Below are 16979 nucleotides of genomic sequence, written 5' to 3'. Positions count from 1 at the left end.
ATTTCATCTCCATGTTTTGACTGCGAGCACGATGCTGCCATTCTTGGTCATTCTGACGGCAACCTCCCGCCCTTTTTCAAGGGTAGAGACACGGGTAAATTTCAGGGAATCGGCCAATTCTGAACCTTGTGCACCGGCAAGTACATCCCCCACGACAATGAGACTGGATGGATTGACCACATATATTGCTTCAAGGATATTGGCGTCTGAAAATCCGTCACAGACTGCACCATCATCTGGTTCAAGTCCTATCACAAGAGTAAGGTTCTCCCCGCCAGAAATTGCACGGGCGTATGTTGCTGCCTCAAGGGTAGTTGTGGTATTTGTGCCACTGTTCGAATTGTCGATAATCGTACTGGTACCGTCATACCGTATAGTCATCCTTCCGTCAACCGGCTGAAATGTTGAGAGTGGCGCCGGATCGATACCCATAAGGCAGGCGGCAGCCCCTGCGAGCATAAGGGGAGTGCGGTAAGCATCAAGCAGGAGCAGCTGGTTTTCAAAAGTCCCCTTCCGTTTTCCGGTATCGATATGGCATTCGGTTCCCCGGCATTGAGCAATATCCCCGACATTGACCATCACGTCAGTTCCTTTTTCAAGAGGCCCGGCAAGCAGTACACAGTTACAATTTTTTACCGATTTGAGCTTTTCTGCAAAAGCGCTTTTTTTTCCGGCAGCACAGTGATAGTCTTCTGTAGAGGTTATTATCGCAAGCGAACCGGCTCCGGTAACCCCAAGCGATTCTTCTACGATAAGCCACCCTCGGATCTCAAGTGCTTTACGTGCAACAGCGATTACCGATGCGGGGGTGATACTCTTTTTTGCGAGCAATGTTTTGTCGGGGTATTGAATTGTTCCTGCGGACGTATGGAGGATACCAGTGCCCTGCATCACATGCGCAAGGGCAAACGCAGTTGTCGTCTTACCCCGTGCCCCGGTGATCTCAACCATCGGCTGCGGAACCTGTCCATCAAGCAACAGGTGCACCGCTTCGTGGTGGGAGATAACCGGTGAGACCTGATTTTTTAAAAGGGGATGACCAGGATCCAGATGGACCGGTGCAATCACGAGGTCATATGTTCGGACAAGTGCTGAAGGTACATCCACTGCGCTCTGGTTCCGGTACACGTCCACCACATCGACATTGTGACCTCGGGTAGCAAATTCCCTGCCAATGATATCACCGCCGTGTATGGTATCAAGTACCAGCATGTTCATACAAGAAATCAGATGTATTGCAGGGCTTTCTGTGCATTTTTAACCATCAGGCTTGCAAGCAGCGGGTCACTGCCGATCGGTTCGGCATAAACGAGCGGTATGGATTTTCCGTTCAAGACAAATATCCCTTTTTTCTGTCCCTCCTTAAATCCAATCTCGCCCGGTATATCTTTTTCGATATGCACGCCTTTTGCAAGAAAAAGGGGCACAACAACCAGCGCATCGATCTTTTCATGACGGAAAGATTCAAGGGATTCCTTAATCGATGGATTATTCATGTTCATAAAACCGCATTTGACCACAAAATCCTGAGTCTGTGCGGCGATCATCTTTCCTGTGGCTTCTACAAGTTCCTTGTTATAGGGCATCGAGCTCCCGTGCCCAACGAGTAACATTCCCATCATACCCATATAACAAATAGTATTACTATTATCCTTAAAAATTCTTACCAAATGTTTTTTTTAAAGAGAGGATCAATAGGAGATCGATGAGTGACTTTGAACGTGAGATCGTCCATTGTCTCAACCGGTTTTTCAAAACCCACCATTTCCAGGGTTTTGCCTATCGCCTGAAACAGCACAAATTTTCCAGCCAGTATGTTGACGTCCTTGTAGATTCGCTCAACCCTTCCTATTACCTTGCTATCGAATGTAAATCAATCCTTGATAAAAAAATTTATTTTTCACAGCATTTCCACTCGGATAAAAAAGGTATCCACCAGATCGATGCAATTTCTGATTTTTTAAAAAGGACCGGGCGGACCGGGTTCCTTGCCATCGAATTCAGGTTTGGTGCAGGCAAAGCAAGCGAGGCATACCTCATTCCTTGGGCAGCCGTAACAGGGTATTTCAGGGACAAACCCGGGATCAGTCTTGAGGAAGCCCGGCAAAATGTCCCCCTTCCCAAATCCCGCGACGGTTATTACCTTGATCGGTTATAACCCTCATTAATGCAAAGTAATTTCTCTGTTGTGAATCAAATGATATGAATCCATGATGGAATCCTTCAACAGGTTCGGCCTTATCATCAATGACAAGGTGGTCCGGACACCGATCGCTGTTGCATCAATGGCTGGCATCGTTGATACCGGTTATGTGCTTGCCCTCGCTCCCCATATCGGGGCTGGATTCATTGGTGGGTATTCCATTGATGAGCGGACTCTCGCTGCTGCACATGCAGTCGTTGCATCCGGAGACCGTAAAGAATTCCTGTACGATGATCCCGTTGAGGAACTCGGCACCCAGATTAAAAACATGAAAGGGAGCGATGTGGTTTTCGGGTTAAATCTCAGAGGTAGTGCCCCTGAATCCTATAAGACCATCGCGGAATTACTCGGGGACAAGGTTGTCTATGAGATCGATGCGCACTGCCGGCAGAGGGCAATGGTTGAGGCTGGCTGTGGGGAACATTACCTGCACAACCCAAAAAAACTCACAGAAGTCGTCAAAGCCCTCAGGTCAGCGCATGTCACCGTGTCTGTCAAGATACGGGCAGGGGTCGCAGCTGATGACCGGCTGCTTGCCCGCAAACTCTGGAGTGCCGGAGCCGATATCCTCCATATCGACCTGATGGATGCCGGCCATGCAAAACTCCGGCAGATCCGTAACAGCTGCCCCCTGATGCTGATTGCAAACAACTCTATTAATACCTTTGATACCGCAAAGGAGATGTTTTCTCACGGGGCCGACCTTGTATCGCTTGCCCGGAAATCGGATGAGCGGACGCTTGCAGGGATCGATGCCGCCATTACACGGTACTCGGATGAACAGGGCTGGTACAACTCCCCCAAGCAGCTATGCCGTGGCGGGGATATACGGGCGCTCACGTTCTGCTGCATGCCGGTTAAGGATTGCCCCCTAATCCCGACACTGAAACGGATCGGGATCTCCAAAGAAGAGTTTTTGAAAATTAAGACTGAAGCAGTAAAAAATAGCCCGCTGAATTCCGGGCAGCATACCTGTTTTGGCAGCCTTGTGTGGTGCTGTAAGACGTCCTCACCCTGCATGTTCCGTGACATGACAATCAAGCAGGAAGGGCTCACAAGCAAAGAGTATATGCGCCTGAAACGTGAGCTCTCTGATACGATAATGGGCCGTGTGTTTTATGACATGCCACATGATGACGCGGGTTGAACGGGCGCAGCTTGCGATGATGCTGGAAGTCTGCGCGTATCCCAAACCCGGAAACGTCGACCGCTGCCATGATTATGAACAGACCCTCCTTGAACATTTCCTCGCTTCTACAATTTTTTCCCGGCCTGCACTTGAAGAGGCAGAGCGGGGAGCCGGGAGGATCGGGGAGATTATCCGGCATGCCGTTCAGGCCACAAACTGCCATGAAGGCGGCAACACCCATTTCGGTGCATTCATCCTGCTCATCCCGCTCGTGTATGGGGGGGATATTGCAGGTGCACAGGACGCAGTCGCAAAGACCGATGTGTCTGATGCAGTAGCGTTCTACAAGGCATTCCAGATGACCAGCGTACGGATGTATAAAACTGACGAACTGGACGTTCATGACCCCCGGTCGCTGCAGATGCTGCGTGACCGTGATATGACCCTCCTGGATGTGATGCAGCATTCTGCAGCAAACGACATGGTTGCCCGCGAATGGGTGACCGGGTTCCGACTGACACGGCGCGGGGCGGATCTCCTGAAATCGTACGGCAATGGACGCAAAGCCATTGTGAAGGCATTTCTTATTTTGCTAGCTTCAGAACCGGATACCTTCATCATAAAGGAGCATGGTATTGAAGTTGCGCAGCGCGTGGTCCGGCGAGCCCGGGACGTCCTCGACGGTAAGGCCTCGTTGGAGAGTTTCGATGCCGAATGCATTGAACAGGGGATTAACCCGGGTTCAACTGCAGACATCATCATCGCCGCCATATACATCGCGCTGGGTGAGGGCTGGAAATGGGACTCCTGAACGAAGGAATTAACGAAGTAATCGCGAGCACCCGGTTCAATGCCGCACCGATGGGGGTCTTCTTTCGGGGCGGCCGGTTTTCCATGGTGCTTTTCTCCGGCAGCCATACTGCGCGCAATATTGAGAGCGAAGGGTGGGTGGTAGCCAATATAGTCCAGGATCCGGTTTTATATGTCACCACTGCATTTTCTGATCTTGCGCAGACTGCGTTTCTTTCGGTTTTGGTCAACGGGAGGGAGATGCACAGGCTTGCACATGCTGATGCATGGCAGGCATTCGATGTTACGATCGAGCACCGGGGCACTGAATCGTTAACTGCTCTCCTGTCACCATTGCACGAAGAGATTATATCACCCACAGTCCGGCCGGTAAACCGTGGGTTCAACAGCATTATTGAGGCAACGGTCCATGCGACGCGGTATGCGATCAACCGGGACCCGTCAATAAAACGACTGATCGATTATCATGCCGGGATTGTCCGGAAGTGCGGCGGGAAACGCGAATGGGAAGCCCTCGATCTATTAATGAATTATATCAGATAAGAAAAACGACTGATGAATAAATATTTTTAGCAGACTCTTGGAACCGGGTCTCCAAGGGGGGGCTCAATAAAACGTTCACCCCCGATTGATGTCTCCATGATTACGTGGGCGCCTTTTGTCACGTTACCCACAACCATAGCATCCCTGCCGTATTTGTGTGAACGAAGGGCAGCAAGAACTGCATCCACGTCCGAAGACGGAACGCCCATAACAACCTTTCCCTCGTTGGCAACTTCGAGCGGGTCAATGCCGAGCATGCCGGCGGCACTCTGTACGCTTTTCCGGATCGGGAGATGTTCTTCCCGGATCCGGACACACACGTTGCTTTTCCTTGCCATCTCGTTAATCGCGCTTGCAAACCCGCCCCTTGTGGGATCCTTCATCGCGTGAATTGTCCCGGAGGCAAGTGCCTTGTCTACCATACCCCAGAGAGGTGCCACATCTGATTTTATCTGCTCACCGAGATCAAATCCTTCGCGGTGCACCATGATAGCAATACCGTGATCTCCCAGTGTGCCGGAAACGATGATTCTGTCACCGGGCTGCAGGCCATTGTCTCGTATAACAGTATCCGCAACACCAATCCCTGCAGTATTAATTGTAATCCCGTCAAGAGCTCCCCTCTCCATCACCTTCGTATCGCCTGTTACGAGGTTTGCACCCGCTTCCCCGAGCGCTTCATCCATGGACGCAACGATCCGTGCGAGATCTGAAACATCAAAACCTTCTTCTATGATCATGCCGCAGGAGAGCGCGATCGGGCGCCCGCCCATCATCGCAAGATCGTTAATTGTCCCGCACACGGATATCCTGCCAATGTCCCCGCCCGGAAAAAAGATCGGGCGGACAACATGGGAATCCGTTGTAAAAACAAGATTTTGCCCGTTGAACGGGATCACTGCCCCGTCATCAAGCGCCTCGAGCCCAATCCCGCCGGCATTATTATGGGAAAACTTCGTGAGCGTCCGAAGCAGTTCCCCCATTGCTTCCCCGCCGGCTCCATGCATCAGTGTGACCTTCATGCATCATCGACCTCGATCTCGATGTTTGTGACCAGGATCTCCCTTCCCTTGATCAGTTCTGGCAGCGCCCCGCATTTTGGGCAGACAAAAATTTCATTTCCTTTATATCCGCAGGAACATTTCGTCTCCGGTGCCACATCCTTGCATTCAAGCACCGTTTGGTCAAAAAGTGGGTCATCTTCCCTGATTGCATCAAAAAGGAAGATCACCTGATCGGGGTTTACCATCGCCATCTTTCCGACATCCACGCATACTTTATTAACACGGTCCGCATGGTTTTCAATTGCGGCTTTGCGTGCTGTTGCATAGAGGTCATACGCGATGCTGTACTCGTGCATCACTCCTCCAGTGCAGCGTACACCTGACGGAACACTTCCCGGGTTTCCAGCCCCTCTTCGCGGGAGAGCCGCTGGATAGCAAAACCAACATGGACAAGAACATATTCGCCGACTTTTACATCGACAAGATCGAGCCGGACTTCCTGCTTAAGGTCTCCATAGTCCACGATCCCGATATTCCCCTCTTTAATCTCCAGTACTTCAGCGGGAACTGCCACACACATCGATGACCCTCAAATATCTGACGTATAATGTGGGAGCTTCAACCACATAAAAACAGTGATGCAATGCAAAGGCCCTTTCAGAATTTTTAAAAATCCATGACACCCTTTTGACAATAATCATAATAATTTTAAATTGTTCATTTAAGACGGTAAAATATAAAATGGTGACGCCGGGGAAGAGATTTGAACTCTTGAGGTGCAGGGCACCATTGGTTTTCAAGACCAACGCCTTCCCGGACTAGACTACCCCGGCACGTAACATACCCATTTGGTCTTTTATGTAAAAAATGCTTCTTTGGAAGGATCGCTCAAAATAACTTAATGGGATTAGATTTTTTAGGGATATAAGATATCAAGAATTTCTCAAACCGGTAATAACCATAAGAGATATTATCCCCAGAAATAGCATCATGGGAGATTTTTGTGTCTCCGGTGGTATAGTGCCGGAGAGAGACCCGGCCCCGAACCCTGCCGGGATGGTGGGGCTGACTCTCACCGACTGGGCATTCTCTCCATACAGGAAGACCTCCCCGCTGTCAGAGTATTTGTATGGGTATACCTTCACATAGATAGGCTTTCCCCGTGCCTGTATGATAATTTCTTCAGGATTCAGAGCACCGTTTTCATTGATGGTATGCAGGGTTCCGCGATCATCGATATATTCTACCACCCAGTCAATACGGGACGAAGTGTATATACTCATGGTACCGGAGCCGGATTTCACTTCAAAATAAGCAGGGTTATCCCTTGATGCAGGAGAATGGGCAGAAATAACTTTTTGCTCGGTCGATATTGTTTCAGGTATGCCGGTCACTGTTGGCGATGGGATCGCAGCTTCCCCGGTTACTGATATGCTTATTGTACCGACAAATCCATTCGCATCTGTAAAACTCGCATCATATATACCAGTCTGGGTGATAGGCACTTCAACAGAAAAGTATCCCTGAAAATCTGTGCTGATATATTGTGGCCCAAATACCCGTGTCCCGTCAGGTGCCGTCACTTCTATCTGGATACCGGAGTTCTGGTTTCCCTTTATCGTACCGGCAAGACTGAGTTTTCCATTAAATTGCTGTTGCTGTCGTGAACTAAGCTGAATTTCATCAGTCCTGTCAACGAGTTCCACCAGACGCGTTGTGACTGAATCCCCCCGGGCATCCGCGGGCACTTCAATTTTATATGTCCCTTTTTTGAGGGTCGTTGTATCGAAAATGACACGGAAGGTCCTGTCAGACTGAACATAGGCGATTTTACGTTTAATCTCCGTAGCTGTTGTGAGCTGATAATAAAGTACCACGTCGATTGGGGTGCCGATTCCAAAGGTCGTAGTCCCGGTGACGATAAGAGGTTTTCCCAGCGCGAGCGTCTCGGGTGCAGATATATCAATCTGGTATGCAGAGACGATACCGGATAAAAAAAGAAGTCCCAGCACCGGCAGGACGAACTTATTCATTATCCTAAGGTCTACTACTATAGTGTTAATGATTTCTGATTTTTTAAACCGCCCGCTCGCCTGCTGGAGTGGAAAAGAGCGGTTTGAAGGCACGATTCTCCAATGCCTCACGATTATTTTTAAGACAGCGGGATGCAGCTGGAACCAGTGCCTGATGTGCAGCTACCGGCACGAACGGTACTCTGGTGAGTTATCCCCGGAATCATATGAAAAAAACATCCTCTCCCAACTCGCATGGATACTGGAACATCACAAACCTGATGGTTACCAGATGGTAAAAATATTTACTTCGGGAAGTTTTTTTGACTCCCGTGAAATTCCCCCAGGTGCCAGGAAGCGGATTGCATCTGCATTTCACGGCAAGGTTGTTATTGCAGAGACCCGCCCTGAATTTGTACATGAAGAATCTGTTGCACTGTTTCTCTCAGAAATCGACAATGGCAGCTGGAAAACTCCCCTGTTCTGCGCGATCGGGCTCGAGACATCAGATGACGGGATCCGGGAAAAATGCATCAGAAAAGGGTTTCGTTTTTCTGATTTTTCTGATGCCGCGGGACGTGCACGGGAGTCAGGTGCTGGTGTAAAAGCTTATCTCTTGTTTAAACCGCTCTTTCTGACCGAAAAGGAGGCAATTGATGATATGAAAACCTCAATTCCGGCCGCAACACGTTATGCAGATCTGATATCCCTAAATCCATGCACAGTTCAGAACCGGACCGATCTGGAGTGGTACTGGAAGCGCGGGGCATACCGCCCCCCATATCTCTGGAGTGTCCTTGAGATCCTGCAGGACTCTCCAGTGCACCTTACCTGTGATCCCGTCGGTGGCGGGAAGCAGCGGGGCCCCCACAATTGCGGTACATGCGATGACGGGTTAATAAAAGGTATAAGGGATTATTCCCTCACGGCAGATAGGGACCTGATTACATCGCTTCTGGAAACGGAATGTACATGTAAAGAAGAATGGCAGTTTATTCTCGAATTGGAGAAACCGTTCTGCATGCCATTGACCGGCTGAATGGTTATTTTTTTGCGCCTTCCTGCATCTCGATCTGTTTTGCAAGTAAGGGGAAGAATGTCCCGGCATCACTGACGATGCCGATTGCCTGCATTGTCCCGCGGTCCATCAGCTTGGTTAGCGAGGCAGGGTTAATGTCCACGCATATCGTCTTGACACTGGAGGGAAGGCAGTTCCCGACTGCTACTGAATGCAGAAGCGTCGCTACCATCAGCACCATGCTGCACCCGTCCAGCTGGCGGCGCATCGCTTCCTGAGCAGCCATCGCATCAGTGATCACATCGGGAAGGGGTCCGTCATCTCTGATTGAGCCGGCAAGTACAAAAGGAACATTGTTTTTCACGCATTCATACATGATCCCCCCGGATATCACTCCTTTCTCCACCGCATTCCTGATAGATCCCGCCCGCATGATCTCATTAATAGCATAGATGTGGTGCTTATGTCCGTCCATCACGGGTTTTCCGGTCGAAATATCCATACCCAGCGATGTCCCGAAAAGGTTGTACTCGATATCGTGGGTTGCGAGTGCATTACCGGCAAAAAGGATATTGATATACCCTTTTCGTACCATCTCGGCAACTGCCTTTGCTGCACCTGTATGGATGATCGCGGGTCCGCCGACAAGCACGATCCTGCCGCCTTTCTTATGAACATCAATAATCTCTTTGGCAATTTTTGCGATCAGGGTGACACTGGGGCGCTCTGATGAGACTGTACCATGCATAAATTCAAAGTTGCTCTGCTCACGGGGGCGCTCGGGATACTGGACCTTGACACCCTGTTCTCCCACAACAACAAGATCACCTTTTTTGATCTTTGCCAGCGGGGTACACAGGGATCTTTTTGCCTGTTTATCCATAACAATCAGGCAGTCCATCTCTATGAATTCAACAGGGATCCATTCCCCGTTAAATTTTATCTCCGTCGGATGGTTTGTTGTCAGGTAGAACCCTTTTGGACCTACACGGTCGCGCTCAGCTAAAACCACATGCACATCCTTCACTTCAAGGGGACGAGCACCAAACCGGTGGAGTTCCGAGAGGATGAACCTTAGTTTTTCGCGGTTAGCCGCAGCGATCTTAAGGCGTGCGTAACTCGGGTCGGTCTTCTCTTTTCCAACATCAAAAACGAGGATTTCGAAGTTTCCGCCCATATCCATAACCCGGTCAAAGACCTGGGTCATGATACCCGAATCGATGATATGACCAGAGAGCTCGATCTCCTGCGAAACTACCATATATACTGATATGGGGGATGCAACTTAATATGCGTTCTGTTAAATCTGGATAATTTGAGGATATTTTCGGTACCGGGACACGCTACGGGATTCCTGACCATTTTTATAGTCAGCTGATCAGGTACGGGGAAACCCGATCGCATGCGAGGGATCTTTCAAATACATGTCTGCAAACGCGAGATCTGTCCGTGTATTCACATTATACGCGAGCCGTGGTTCATCGAGCAATAATGAAAATTCGTCCTGAGGTTGTGCAATCAGATCGCCGCGGAGGATATTGACACCGCAGGGGCATGCTTCAATACCATTGATCTTCTCTTTATACAGCACATCACGGTGGTTCCTGACGAGGGATACCGGCACCCAGCTTGAACAGGACTCTTTCCCGGACTTTTCATAAGCTGCATGGATTTTCTCAAGAATGCCGGCATGCAGGCAGGGGATATCAGATACTGATATAAAAACCGGTTGCTTCTCTCCTAGGGCAGATACAGCATCTACCATATCTTTTACATATCCGTTTCCCTTCGCACAAAAAAGATCAATGCCTGAGACCCTGCACCAGTTCTGCGTCATAGGGGTTTTCTCCGAAACAACTGCAACGATATTACAGCCATACATCTCAAATGCCCGGATAACATACGCAATCATAGGTCGCCCTGCGACTGTCACAAGAGGTTTTTCACCAAGGTTCAAACGGCTGCCTTTACCTCCTGCCATTATCAGTGCAAGCATGTTGCAAGAGCCTCCAGAAGGGACCTGTTTTCATCGCGGGTGCGGACAGCGACACGGATTGTTGTGGGGAGCCCAAACGATGTGCAGTCCCGCACAAGTATATCTGCTTTTTGCAGCTTTTCACATAATTCCTGTACCGGATGGGCAGTATCGACAAGCAGAAAATTTACCGATGATGGCATGGGATTCAGACCAAGAGCCAGAAGATGTTCATACATCCAGTCCCGTTCACGTTTTATATATTTCCGGGAGTTTTCAAGTTCATGGTAATGGAGAAATGCCTGAATGGCAAAGGCTTCGGCGTATGCATTTACGCTCCAGGGAGGGCGCATTGCTTCAATCCGGGCGATAAGATCAGGATTCCCGAACCCGTACCCGAAACGGATACCGGGAACTGAGAAGCTTTTTGTCAGAGATCGCAGGACAATAAGATGATCGTTTCTTAGATCAACAATACTTTGTGCCGGATCTGCAAGCTCGATGAAGGCTTCATCAGCACATAAAATGCCGTTATGTAATTCAGTCTCACAAAGGAGCATAACCATTGAATCTTTTTTCTTCAGGGTTCCGGTGGGATTGTTCGGGTTACAGATAAAACAGATATCCGCATCCGTCCTGTCTGTAACTTTTTTTCCGCTGGCAAGATATGCCGAATACTCATATTCCCCGAATGTCGGGGTTTCGGTGTAAAATGTCCTGGACTCTTTAAATGCCACATGACAAAAGACACGTATGAGTTCAATCGAACCGTTGCCGACACAGATCTCATCGATGTGCCGGTTGAAAGTTCGGGCGATGATCTCTTTAAGTGCAAAATATGCATCATCGGGATAATGGTTTATATAAAATGGGTCGCATGTCCACAGAATTTTTGGTGGAAAGGGATTTGTACTCGCGCTGAAATCCAGCACAGTTTTCCGGGTTTTTTCATGCTGCTGCTTCCCGCACCCCCCATGCACTACTTTTTTTTGGTATAAATCTGCCATGAACAAAACCCGATAATTACCCAGTTTGTTGCATCGGAACCCATAAATGCGTTTTGTGGATGGATTGCATGCAAAGAAGAAAGTTTTTATACATTTATGTGATATTTTGATTCATCTGGTTAAGTCAGACACAAGAGTTCTCTTTGTCTGACATATGAATGACAAATGACTGACATATGTCAGAAATGTGAGATACGATGATGCAACGGATCACACTCCGGCTTCCGGAACAGCAGATCAGCCTCCTCCAGCACATGGTGGACGCGGGAGAATTCCCCAACGTCTCAGAGGCAGTCAGGGCAGCCGTTCGTGAACTTGTGGAAAAACGTGCCAGCCGTGTCTTAAAAGACAGTGACCAGGTTTCATTCAAGGTATGAGAGGGTAGACATGCAGAGTATTATTAACGATGCGCTAAAAAACGCCGAGCTTGAAAAAGAAATTAACAAGCCCGGCTCCAATGCGATGGAAGACGACTTTGTCGGCCAGCCAAGGATTGTTATCATCGGCTGCGGAGGTGCCGGCAACAACACAGTGAACCGGATCCACCATATGGGTGTGGCCGGTGCTGAGACGATTGCTATCAATACGGACAAGCAGCACCTGGATATGGTCCAAGCGGATAAACGCGTCCTTATCGGCAAATCCCTGACAAAAGGCCTGGGGGCCGGCGGATATCCGGATGTCGGAAAACGCGCTGCAGAAATGGCACGCCCGACACTTGAAGCCCTTCTTGAATCGGCTGACCTCTGCTTCATTACCGCTGGTATGGGTGGCGGTACCGGAACTGGTTCCGCACCTGTTGTTGCCCAGATCGCAAAGGAACAGGGGGCAATTGTCGTAGGAATGGTCAGTTATCCGTTCCAGGTTGAGAAAGCACGCCTTATCCGTGCTGAGGAAGGACTCGAAGCACTCGCTACGGCAGCAGACTCCGTGATTGTCCTTGACAACAACCGGCTCAAGAACTTTGTCCCGAACCTCCCGCTGGGCCAGGCATTCTCGGTTATGGACCAGCTTATCGGTGAGACGGTCAAGGGAATCTCAGAAACGATAACCGAACCCTCACTGATCAACATTGACTACGCTGATGTCCGGGCAATCATGAGCAAGGGTGGCGTCGCTGTCATGCTTGTAGGAGAGAGCAAGCAGCAGAACAAGGCAGAAAGCGTTGTCCGCGAATGCTTAAGCAACCCGATGCTCGATATCGACTATCGCGGCGCAACCGGCAGCCTGATACACATCACAGGAGGTACTGACCTTACCCTGCAGGACGCAGAAGAAGTTGCGACCTCACTCACGTACGAGCTTGATCCGCATGCAGATGTGATCTGGGGGGCCCGGGTCAGGAACGATATGGAGGGAAAAATCCGCGTCCTTGCAATCATGACCGGTGTCAAGAGTGCCCAGATCCTCGGCACACGGCAGTCATATAAGACTGTAATTCAGGACATTGAGAACAAGCGGGCAAACCCCAAGGCAGTTGAAATGCCCCAGGCCCGCAGCAAGTCCCGCGACCAGTCAAGCGGTGGCGGTCTGCTTGAATGGGTTGGTTGATCGCACCACGCACAATCACGTTCACCTTAAAAATTTCCATGATAGCATTCCCCCTAAACTGCAGGGAAATGTTGGTAAAATAATCAGCAGTTAACAGATATACCAAGAAGGTGTACCTGATCTAATCAGGTTCAAACCTCCTTTTTCTGTAGTCTTTAATGATCAGCGGTTATTAAAAAATATTGGGAATATAGCATAAGAAATCCATTCTAAAGCATCAATCCTGCCTGGTTCATGTCGGTTTCTACGAAATGCTTAAGTAAATTCCAGTCTTTTAATTGTAGTACATTTCATTTATCCTTCACTGGGAGGATGTGGGGTGCACAAAAACATTTATGCGCCCTGGTACCGGGAGTTGAACATCATGAACAGAGTGTTGAACAAGGACGATTGTCCTGAATCTTATCATAATTACATTATAAGACCTTCTTCTGATGTTTTTTACCCTGTATACTGCATTCAGGGTATTCCTGTAATCGTACCGGAGAACGACTGCTCTGCCGTATTTAGTGCCTTATCCACATCAATAACATCCTCCCTGCCAGGATTTTTGGAGGACTGATGCATGATAAACGACCTGATTGAAAAGCGAAAAAAAACACTCGCAGAGTCTGAACAGCACAAAAACTTGCGCAACGAGCTCAATGCTGCGGCAAGCAAGTCTGCACGTGAACGCAACACGTTAAACAACCAGACTCGTGAGTTTGTGGACGAAGCACAGAAAAACAAGGATCTCCGTGATAAATACAACCAGGAAGTCATTGAGCAAAAGGTTCAGCGCAACGAGCTCAATGAACAGGCAAATACTCTTTTTGAAGAGATTGAGGTATTTAAAAAAGAGCATGGAAGCCCTAAAAGCCGGGGAATAAAGGAGGTCCAGAAACAGATCGAACACCTCGAAATGATGCAACAGACGCAGGTCTTTTCCACTGAAAAGGAGCGAGAGCTGATCGAGAAGATCAAGCAGATGCGGGGGCAAGTAAAAGAGCAGGAAGCAGAGCTCGAGCAGAATAAGGAGATGCGTACAAAGGTGGCAGCGGCACGTGATCTCCGTAAGCAGGCATCGGACCTTCATGCAAAAGTCACAGAGATCGCAGAGCTTGCCCAAAAGCATCACGACCTCATGGTCGAATCCTACCGTAAAGCTGACAAGTCCCGGGAAGCGGCAGATGCGGCACATAAGAGTTTTGTTGAGGCACAGGAGTCTGCGGATTCCGAACATAAATTTTTCATTGCATGCCAGAAAGAGTTGAGAGATTATGACAAAGTCATTTCCGGTCTACGCAAGAAAACCAAGAAGGTCAAGGTCACCAAGGAACAGAAGGCTGTGAGAAAAGAAGCTGAACACCTGTTCAAGAATTTCAGGGCCGGGGAGAAACTCACCACAGACGATATCCTGCTGCTCCAGCGGTCAAAACTCATATAATTTTTTTTTTAAAATCAGGAATCATTTAATAGATTTGCAATTGAGTGTTTAGGTACAATGGTGCAGGGACGTACATTAGTCCTCAGTGTCGATCGTGATGATGACATTGGGTACAAGGCTTCTGTCGAGAGCCCGTGCGTCGGCAGGGCAGCCTGCCTTAAAGCGGCCAATACCCTTGCACTCGCTGACCCGGAGGACTCTGATCTCAATGCAATTTTTTATGCGGTAAAAATCTTTGACGATCTCACGGCAAAAGGGGAGGATGCACAGGTCGCAGTCATTTCCGGAAACCATATGCACATGATAGAGGGGGACCGGAAGATTGCTGCAACTTTAGAACAGGTTGTCAAAGAGACACAAGCCACGAATTGTATTCTCGTATCTGACGGGGCTGAGGACGAGTATGTCATCCCGATCATACAGTCGAAAATTCCAGTCAGCAGCATCCGCCGTGTAATTGTCAACCAGATGCCCAACCTCGAAGGAACCTATTATATTTTAAGAAAATTGCTCGATGATCCAAAAATTTCACGGATAGTACTGGTCCCTCTTGGCCTCGCAATGCTGCTCTATGCATCTGCGTATCTTCTGGGATATCCGGGCACTGCAACCATCATAGTTGTAGGCGTCATCGGAAGTTATCTTCTCTATAGAGGATTCGGGATCGATGAGGTCGTGCATGGTACTATTGATGCATTACGGGTATCACTCACCCGTGGAAGGTTCTCATTTGTTACATACACCACGACAATACTCCTTGTAGTGGTTGGATTTGTCATGGGATTTATTACTGTCCTGAAATTTTATTCATCTGACGGGAGCCTTGGAATTCTGCTCTATCTCATGACGTTTATCTATGGTTCTGTAGAGTGGCTGATCATCGCCGGCATCATTGTTTCTGTTGGGATCATTATTGATGTCTATTTAAACGAACGGGAGCAGATGGGAAAGGTAATCGTCTTTCCCTTCTTTATAACAGCGCTTGGGCTCATACTCTATGGCGCCAGTGTTTACCTCATCACGGTAAGTGGTGTACCGGACTTCCCGCTCACTATGAACGATGCAGGCAGTTACATTCTCTACTCCACCATTATCGGGCTTTCTTCAGCCATCATTGGTGTCATCGTCCAGCATTTTGTTAATAAAAAACTTGCAGAGCAGAGACACCAGGAAATCATCGAAGTGCTCTGAATAACGACAAGGCTAAAAAATGGTCCGCAAAGGGCCTGAAAAAAATTAATTGAAAATTTTATTAAAATAATTATTTGATTTTTTTATGTATTTTCTTATTCTACGCTTTAAAAGTGTCATTCCCGATGAGAATAGAAAAATTGGATAATTTTCCCTCGTTCAAAATCCCGGGGATAATTATTTTCTGACATAAAAACAATTTTTTGTACCGGTTATATCAAACATTTTAAGAAACAGGCTCCTCTTGAACACTTACAGCAGGCTCTGTATCGAAATATCCGATTCCATCAGGGAATGAATTTGTCATAAAAAAGGTTCTTGTGATCTGCGGAGATTGAACCGTGAGCGATGGAATTACTACGTTAAATGTGTGAGTGGGATACCAGTAAATTCCCTTTCCATAGGAATAAGCTGCACCATCAACGTAAAATTCTGCACTGGAAAGATTGACCCGCCGCATCTGGGCACCATCATAATTCAGGATATAGTACAGTTTATTTTTCAAATCCTGTTTACCCAGTAAAAAAAAGATGATCCTTGTCCCCTCATCAACGTTGTAATTCATATTGATTACGGCTGTGTCATTCCGGAGCTGCACAGTGACGTCCTGCACCGTAATATACCCGTATCGCTTTTCATCCGCTGCACTCACAGGTATTGCAATACTCAGAAGTATAATAAAAAGTATAGCGATAGCCTGTGCTCTCATGCCTTAATGCATCTGTCCTGTTCGCTTTAAATCTTTTTTGTCTTTCTGAAATTAAAGAAAGTTTGGATTTTATTTAAAGAACATTTTATTAATTAAAATTATTTGTTATTGGTAAGCACAATCTCGATGCTCGATACATTGGTCTTTCCGGATTCAGTATCAATGACCTCGGTTGATATCTGTATCTCTTTTTTTGTAACACCATCCAGAAAACGGTTCAGCGCGATCTCTGCAGTATCCACAGCCCGTGAAATGGCTTTTCCCCGCGCTTTAATTGCCACCTGATTTGCCCCATTGTTAAACTGTGTCACCACTGCAAGTACGTAGTTCATGACTGGCTTGTTTCCAACGAACACTGTATTTTCTTTCAGTTCCATAGGTTCATCTCCTGTGAAAGGGTT

At 48.1% G+C, this 16979-nt stretch carries 20 protein-coding genes and 1 tRNA gene; 9 read left to right on the top strand and 12 right to left on the bottom strand.

Features of this window, described 5'->3' with window-relative positions; genetic code table 11:
• Positions 1-3 precede the first annotated feature (3 nt).
• A complete protein-coding gene (cfbE, locus tag OS112_05325; GenBank protein WAC06053.1) occupies positions 4-1218 on the bottom strand; it encodes a coenzyme F430 synthase in 1215 nt (404 codons plus the stop codon).
• Between the two features lie 8 nt (positions 1219-1226).
• Complete coding sequence (cfbA, locus tag OS112_05320; protein WAC06052.1) at positions 1227-1628, bottom strand: sirohydrochlorin nickelochelatase; 402 nt, start codon at positions 1626-1628, stop codon at positions 1227-1229.
• Positions 1629-1705: 77 nt separating this feature from the next.
• On the opposite strand from cfbA, the gene OS112_05315 reads away from it, so the two are divergent.
• Genes OS112_05315 through OS112_05300 form a run of 4 tightly spaced genes read left to right on the top strand, consistent with a single transcriptional unit; the run spans position 1706 to position 4685 of the window.
• Positions 1706-2158 (top strand): Holliday junction resolvase, encoded by a 453-nt coding sequence (locus OS112_05315; protein ID WAC06051.1) that lies wholly within the window; start codon positions 1706-1708, stop codon positions 2156-2158.
• A 52-nt stretch (positions 2159-2210) separates the two neighbouring features.
• Entirely contained in the window at positions 2211-3350 is a 1140-nt protein-coding gene (locus OS112_05310; GenBank protein WAC06050.1) for a methanogenesis marker 9 domain-containing protein, read from the top strand.
• The gene (locus tag OS112_05305) at positions 3337-4143 is read left to right on the top strand and encodes a triphosphoribosyl-dephospho-CoA synthase (protein ID WAC06140.1); all 807 of its coding nucleotides are present in this window, start codon (positions 3337-3339) and stop codon (positions 4141-4143) included. Before OS112_05310 ends, OS112_05305 begins: the two co-directional genes overlap by 14 nt.
• A complete protein-coding gene (locus OS112_05300) occupies positions 4131-4685 on the top strand; it encodes a DUF447 family protein (protein WAC06049.1) in 555 nt (184 codons plus the stop codon). The genes OS112_05305 and OS112_05300 overlap by 13 nt, the downstream gene beginning before the upstream one ends.
• Before the next feature lie 26 nt (positions 4686-4711).
• Here the strand turns inward: OS112_05300 and hypE are convergent, their stop codons facing one another.
• The 5 genes from hypE to OS112_05275 form a co-directional block, all read right to left on the bottom strand.
• The gene (hypE, locus tag OS112_05295) at positions 4712-5707 is read right to left on the bottom strand and encodes a hydrogenase expression/formation protein HypE (protein WAC06048.1); all 996 of its coding nucleotides are present in this window, start codon (positions 5705-5707) and stop codon (positions 4712-4714) included.
• On the bottom strand, positions 5704-6045 hold the full coding sequence (locus OS112_05290; protein WAC06047.1) for a hydrogenase maturation nickel metallochaperone HypA: 342 nt from the start codon (positions 6043-6045) through the stop codon (positions 5704-5706). Before OS112_05290 ends, hypE begins: the two co-directional genes overlap by 4 nt.
• Entirely contained in the window at positions 6045-6269 is a 225-nt protein-coding gene (hypC, locus tag OS112_05285) for a HypC/HybG/HupF family hydrogenase formation chaperone (protein WAC06046.1), read from the bottom strand. The genes OS112_05290 and hypC overlap by 1 nt, the downstream gene beginning before the upstream one ends.
• Positions 6270-6437: 168 nt before the next feature.
• Positions 6438-6522, bottom strand: a tRNA-Ser gene (locus OS112_05280).
• 99 nt (positions 6523-6621) lie between these two features.
• Positions 6622-7722 carry a hypothetical protein gene (locus OS112_05275; GenBank protein ID WAC06045.1) on the bottom strand — a complete coding sequence of 367 codons (1101 nt, stop codon included), beginning with the start codon at positions 7720-7722 and terminating at the stop codon, positions 6622-6624.
• Between the two features lie 28 nt (positions 7723-7750).
• On the opposite strand from OS112_05275, the gene OS112_05270 reads away from it, so the two are divergent.
• Positions 7751-8740: an archaeosine biosynthesis radical SAM protein RaSEA gene (locus OS112_05270; protein ID WAC06044.1), complete on the top strand. Its 990-nt coding sequence runs from the start codon at positions 7751-7753 to the stop codon at positions 8738-8740.
• A 4-nt stretch (positions 8741-8744) separates the two neighbouring features.
• Here OS112_05270 and OS112_05265 read toward each other — a convergent pair whose 3' ends face one another.
• The 3 genes from OS112_05265 to OS112_05255 form a co-directional block, all read right to left on the bottom strand.
• Positions 8745-9980, bottom strand: coding sequence for a TIGR00300 family protein (locus tag OS112_05265; GenBank protein WAC06043.1), 1236 nt, complete (start codon positions 9978-9980; stop codon positions 8745-8747).
• 117 nt (positions 9981-10097) lie between these two features.
• Positions 10098-10715, bottom strand: coding sequence for an NTP transferase domain-containing protein (locus tag OS112_05260; GenBank protein WAC06042.1), 618 nt, complete (start codon positions 10713-10715; stop codon positions 10098-10100).
• A complete protein-coding gene (locus OS112_05255; protein ID WAC06041.1) occupies positions 10703-11701 on the bottom strand; it encodes a histidinol-phosphate transaminase in 999 nt (332 codons plus the stop codon). The genes OS112_05260 and OS112_05255 overlap by 13 nt, the downstream gene beginning before the upstream one ends.
• 197 nt (positions 11702-11898) lie before the next feature.
• On the opposite strand from OS112_05255, the gene OS112_05250 reads away from it, so the two are divergent.
• The 4 genes from OS112_05250 to OS112_05235 all read left to right on the top strand — a co-directional run bounded on the left by OS112_05250 (position 11899) and on the right by OS112_05235 (position 15869).
• Positions 11899-12078 carry a ribbon-helix-helix protein, CopG family gene (locus tag OS112_05250; protein ID WAC06040.1) on the top strand — a complete coding sequence of 60 codons (180 nt, stop codon included), beginning with the start codon at positions 11899-11901 and terminating at the stop codon, positions 12076-12078.
• Positions 12079-12088: 10 nt separating this feature from the next.
• A complete protein-coding gene (gene ftsZ, locus OS112_05245; GenBank protein WAC06039.1) occupies positions 12089-13252 on the top strand; it encodes a cell division protein FtsZ in 1164 nt (387 codons plus the stop codon).
• 565 nt (positions 13253-13817) lie between these two features.
• Positions 13818-14678 carry a phosphoserine phosphatase gene (locus tag OS112_05240; protein WAC06038.1) on the top strand — a complete coding sequence of 287 codons (861 nt, stop codon included), beginning with the start codon at positions 13818-13820 and terminating at the stop codon, positions 14676-14678.
• 57 nt (positions 14679-14735) lie between these two features.
• Positions 14736-15869, top strand: coding sequence for a DUF373 family protein (locus OS112_05235; protein WAC06037.1), 1134 nt, complete (start codon positions 14736-14738; stop codon positions 15867-15869).
• 226 nt (positions 15870-16095) lie between these two features.
• Here OS112_05235 and OS112_05230 read toward each other — a convergent pair whose 3' ends face one another.
• Together OS112_05230 and albA are read right to left on the bottom strand one after the other, a co-directional pair.
• Positions 16096-16578 (bottom strand): hypothetical protein, encoded by a 483-nt coding sequence (locus tag OS112_05230; GenBank protein WAC06036.1) that lies wholly within the window; start codon positions 16576-16578, stop codon positions 16096-16098.
• Positions 16579-16676: 98 nt separating this feature from the next.
• Positions 16677-16955 (bottom strand): DNA-binding protein Alba, encoded by a 279-nt coding sequence (gene albA / locus OS112_05225; GenBank protein WAC06035.1) that lies wholly within the window; start codon positions 16953-16955, stop codon positions 16677-16679.
• Positions 16956-16979 lie beyond the last annotated feature (24 nt).

Source organism: Methanoregula sp. (assembly GCA_026625165.1).
Lineage (GTDB): Archaea > Halobacteriota > Methanomicrobia > Methanomicrobiales > Methanospirillaceae > MVRE01.
Note: the sequence above shows the minus strand (reverse complement) of the source record. Positions and strands in the feature narration are given on the sequence as shown.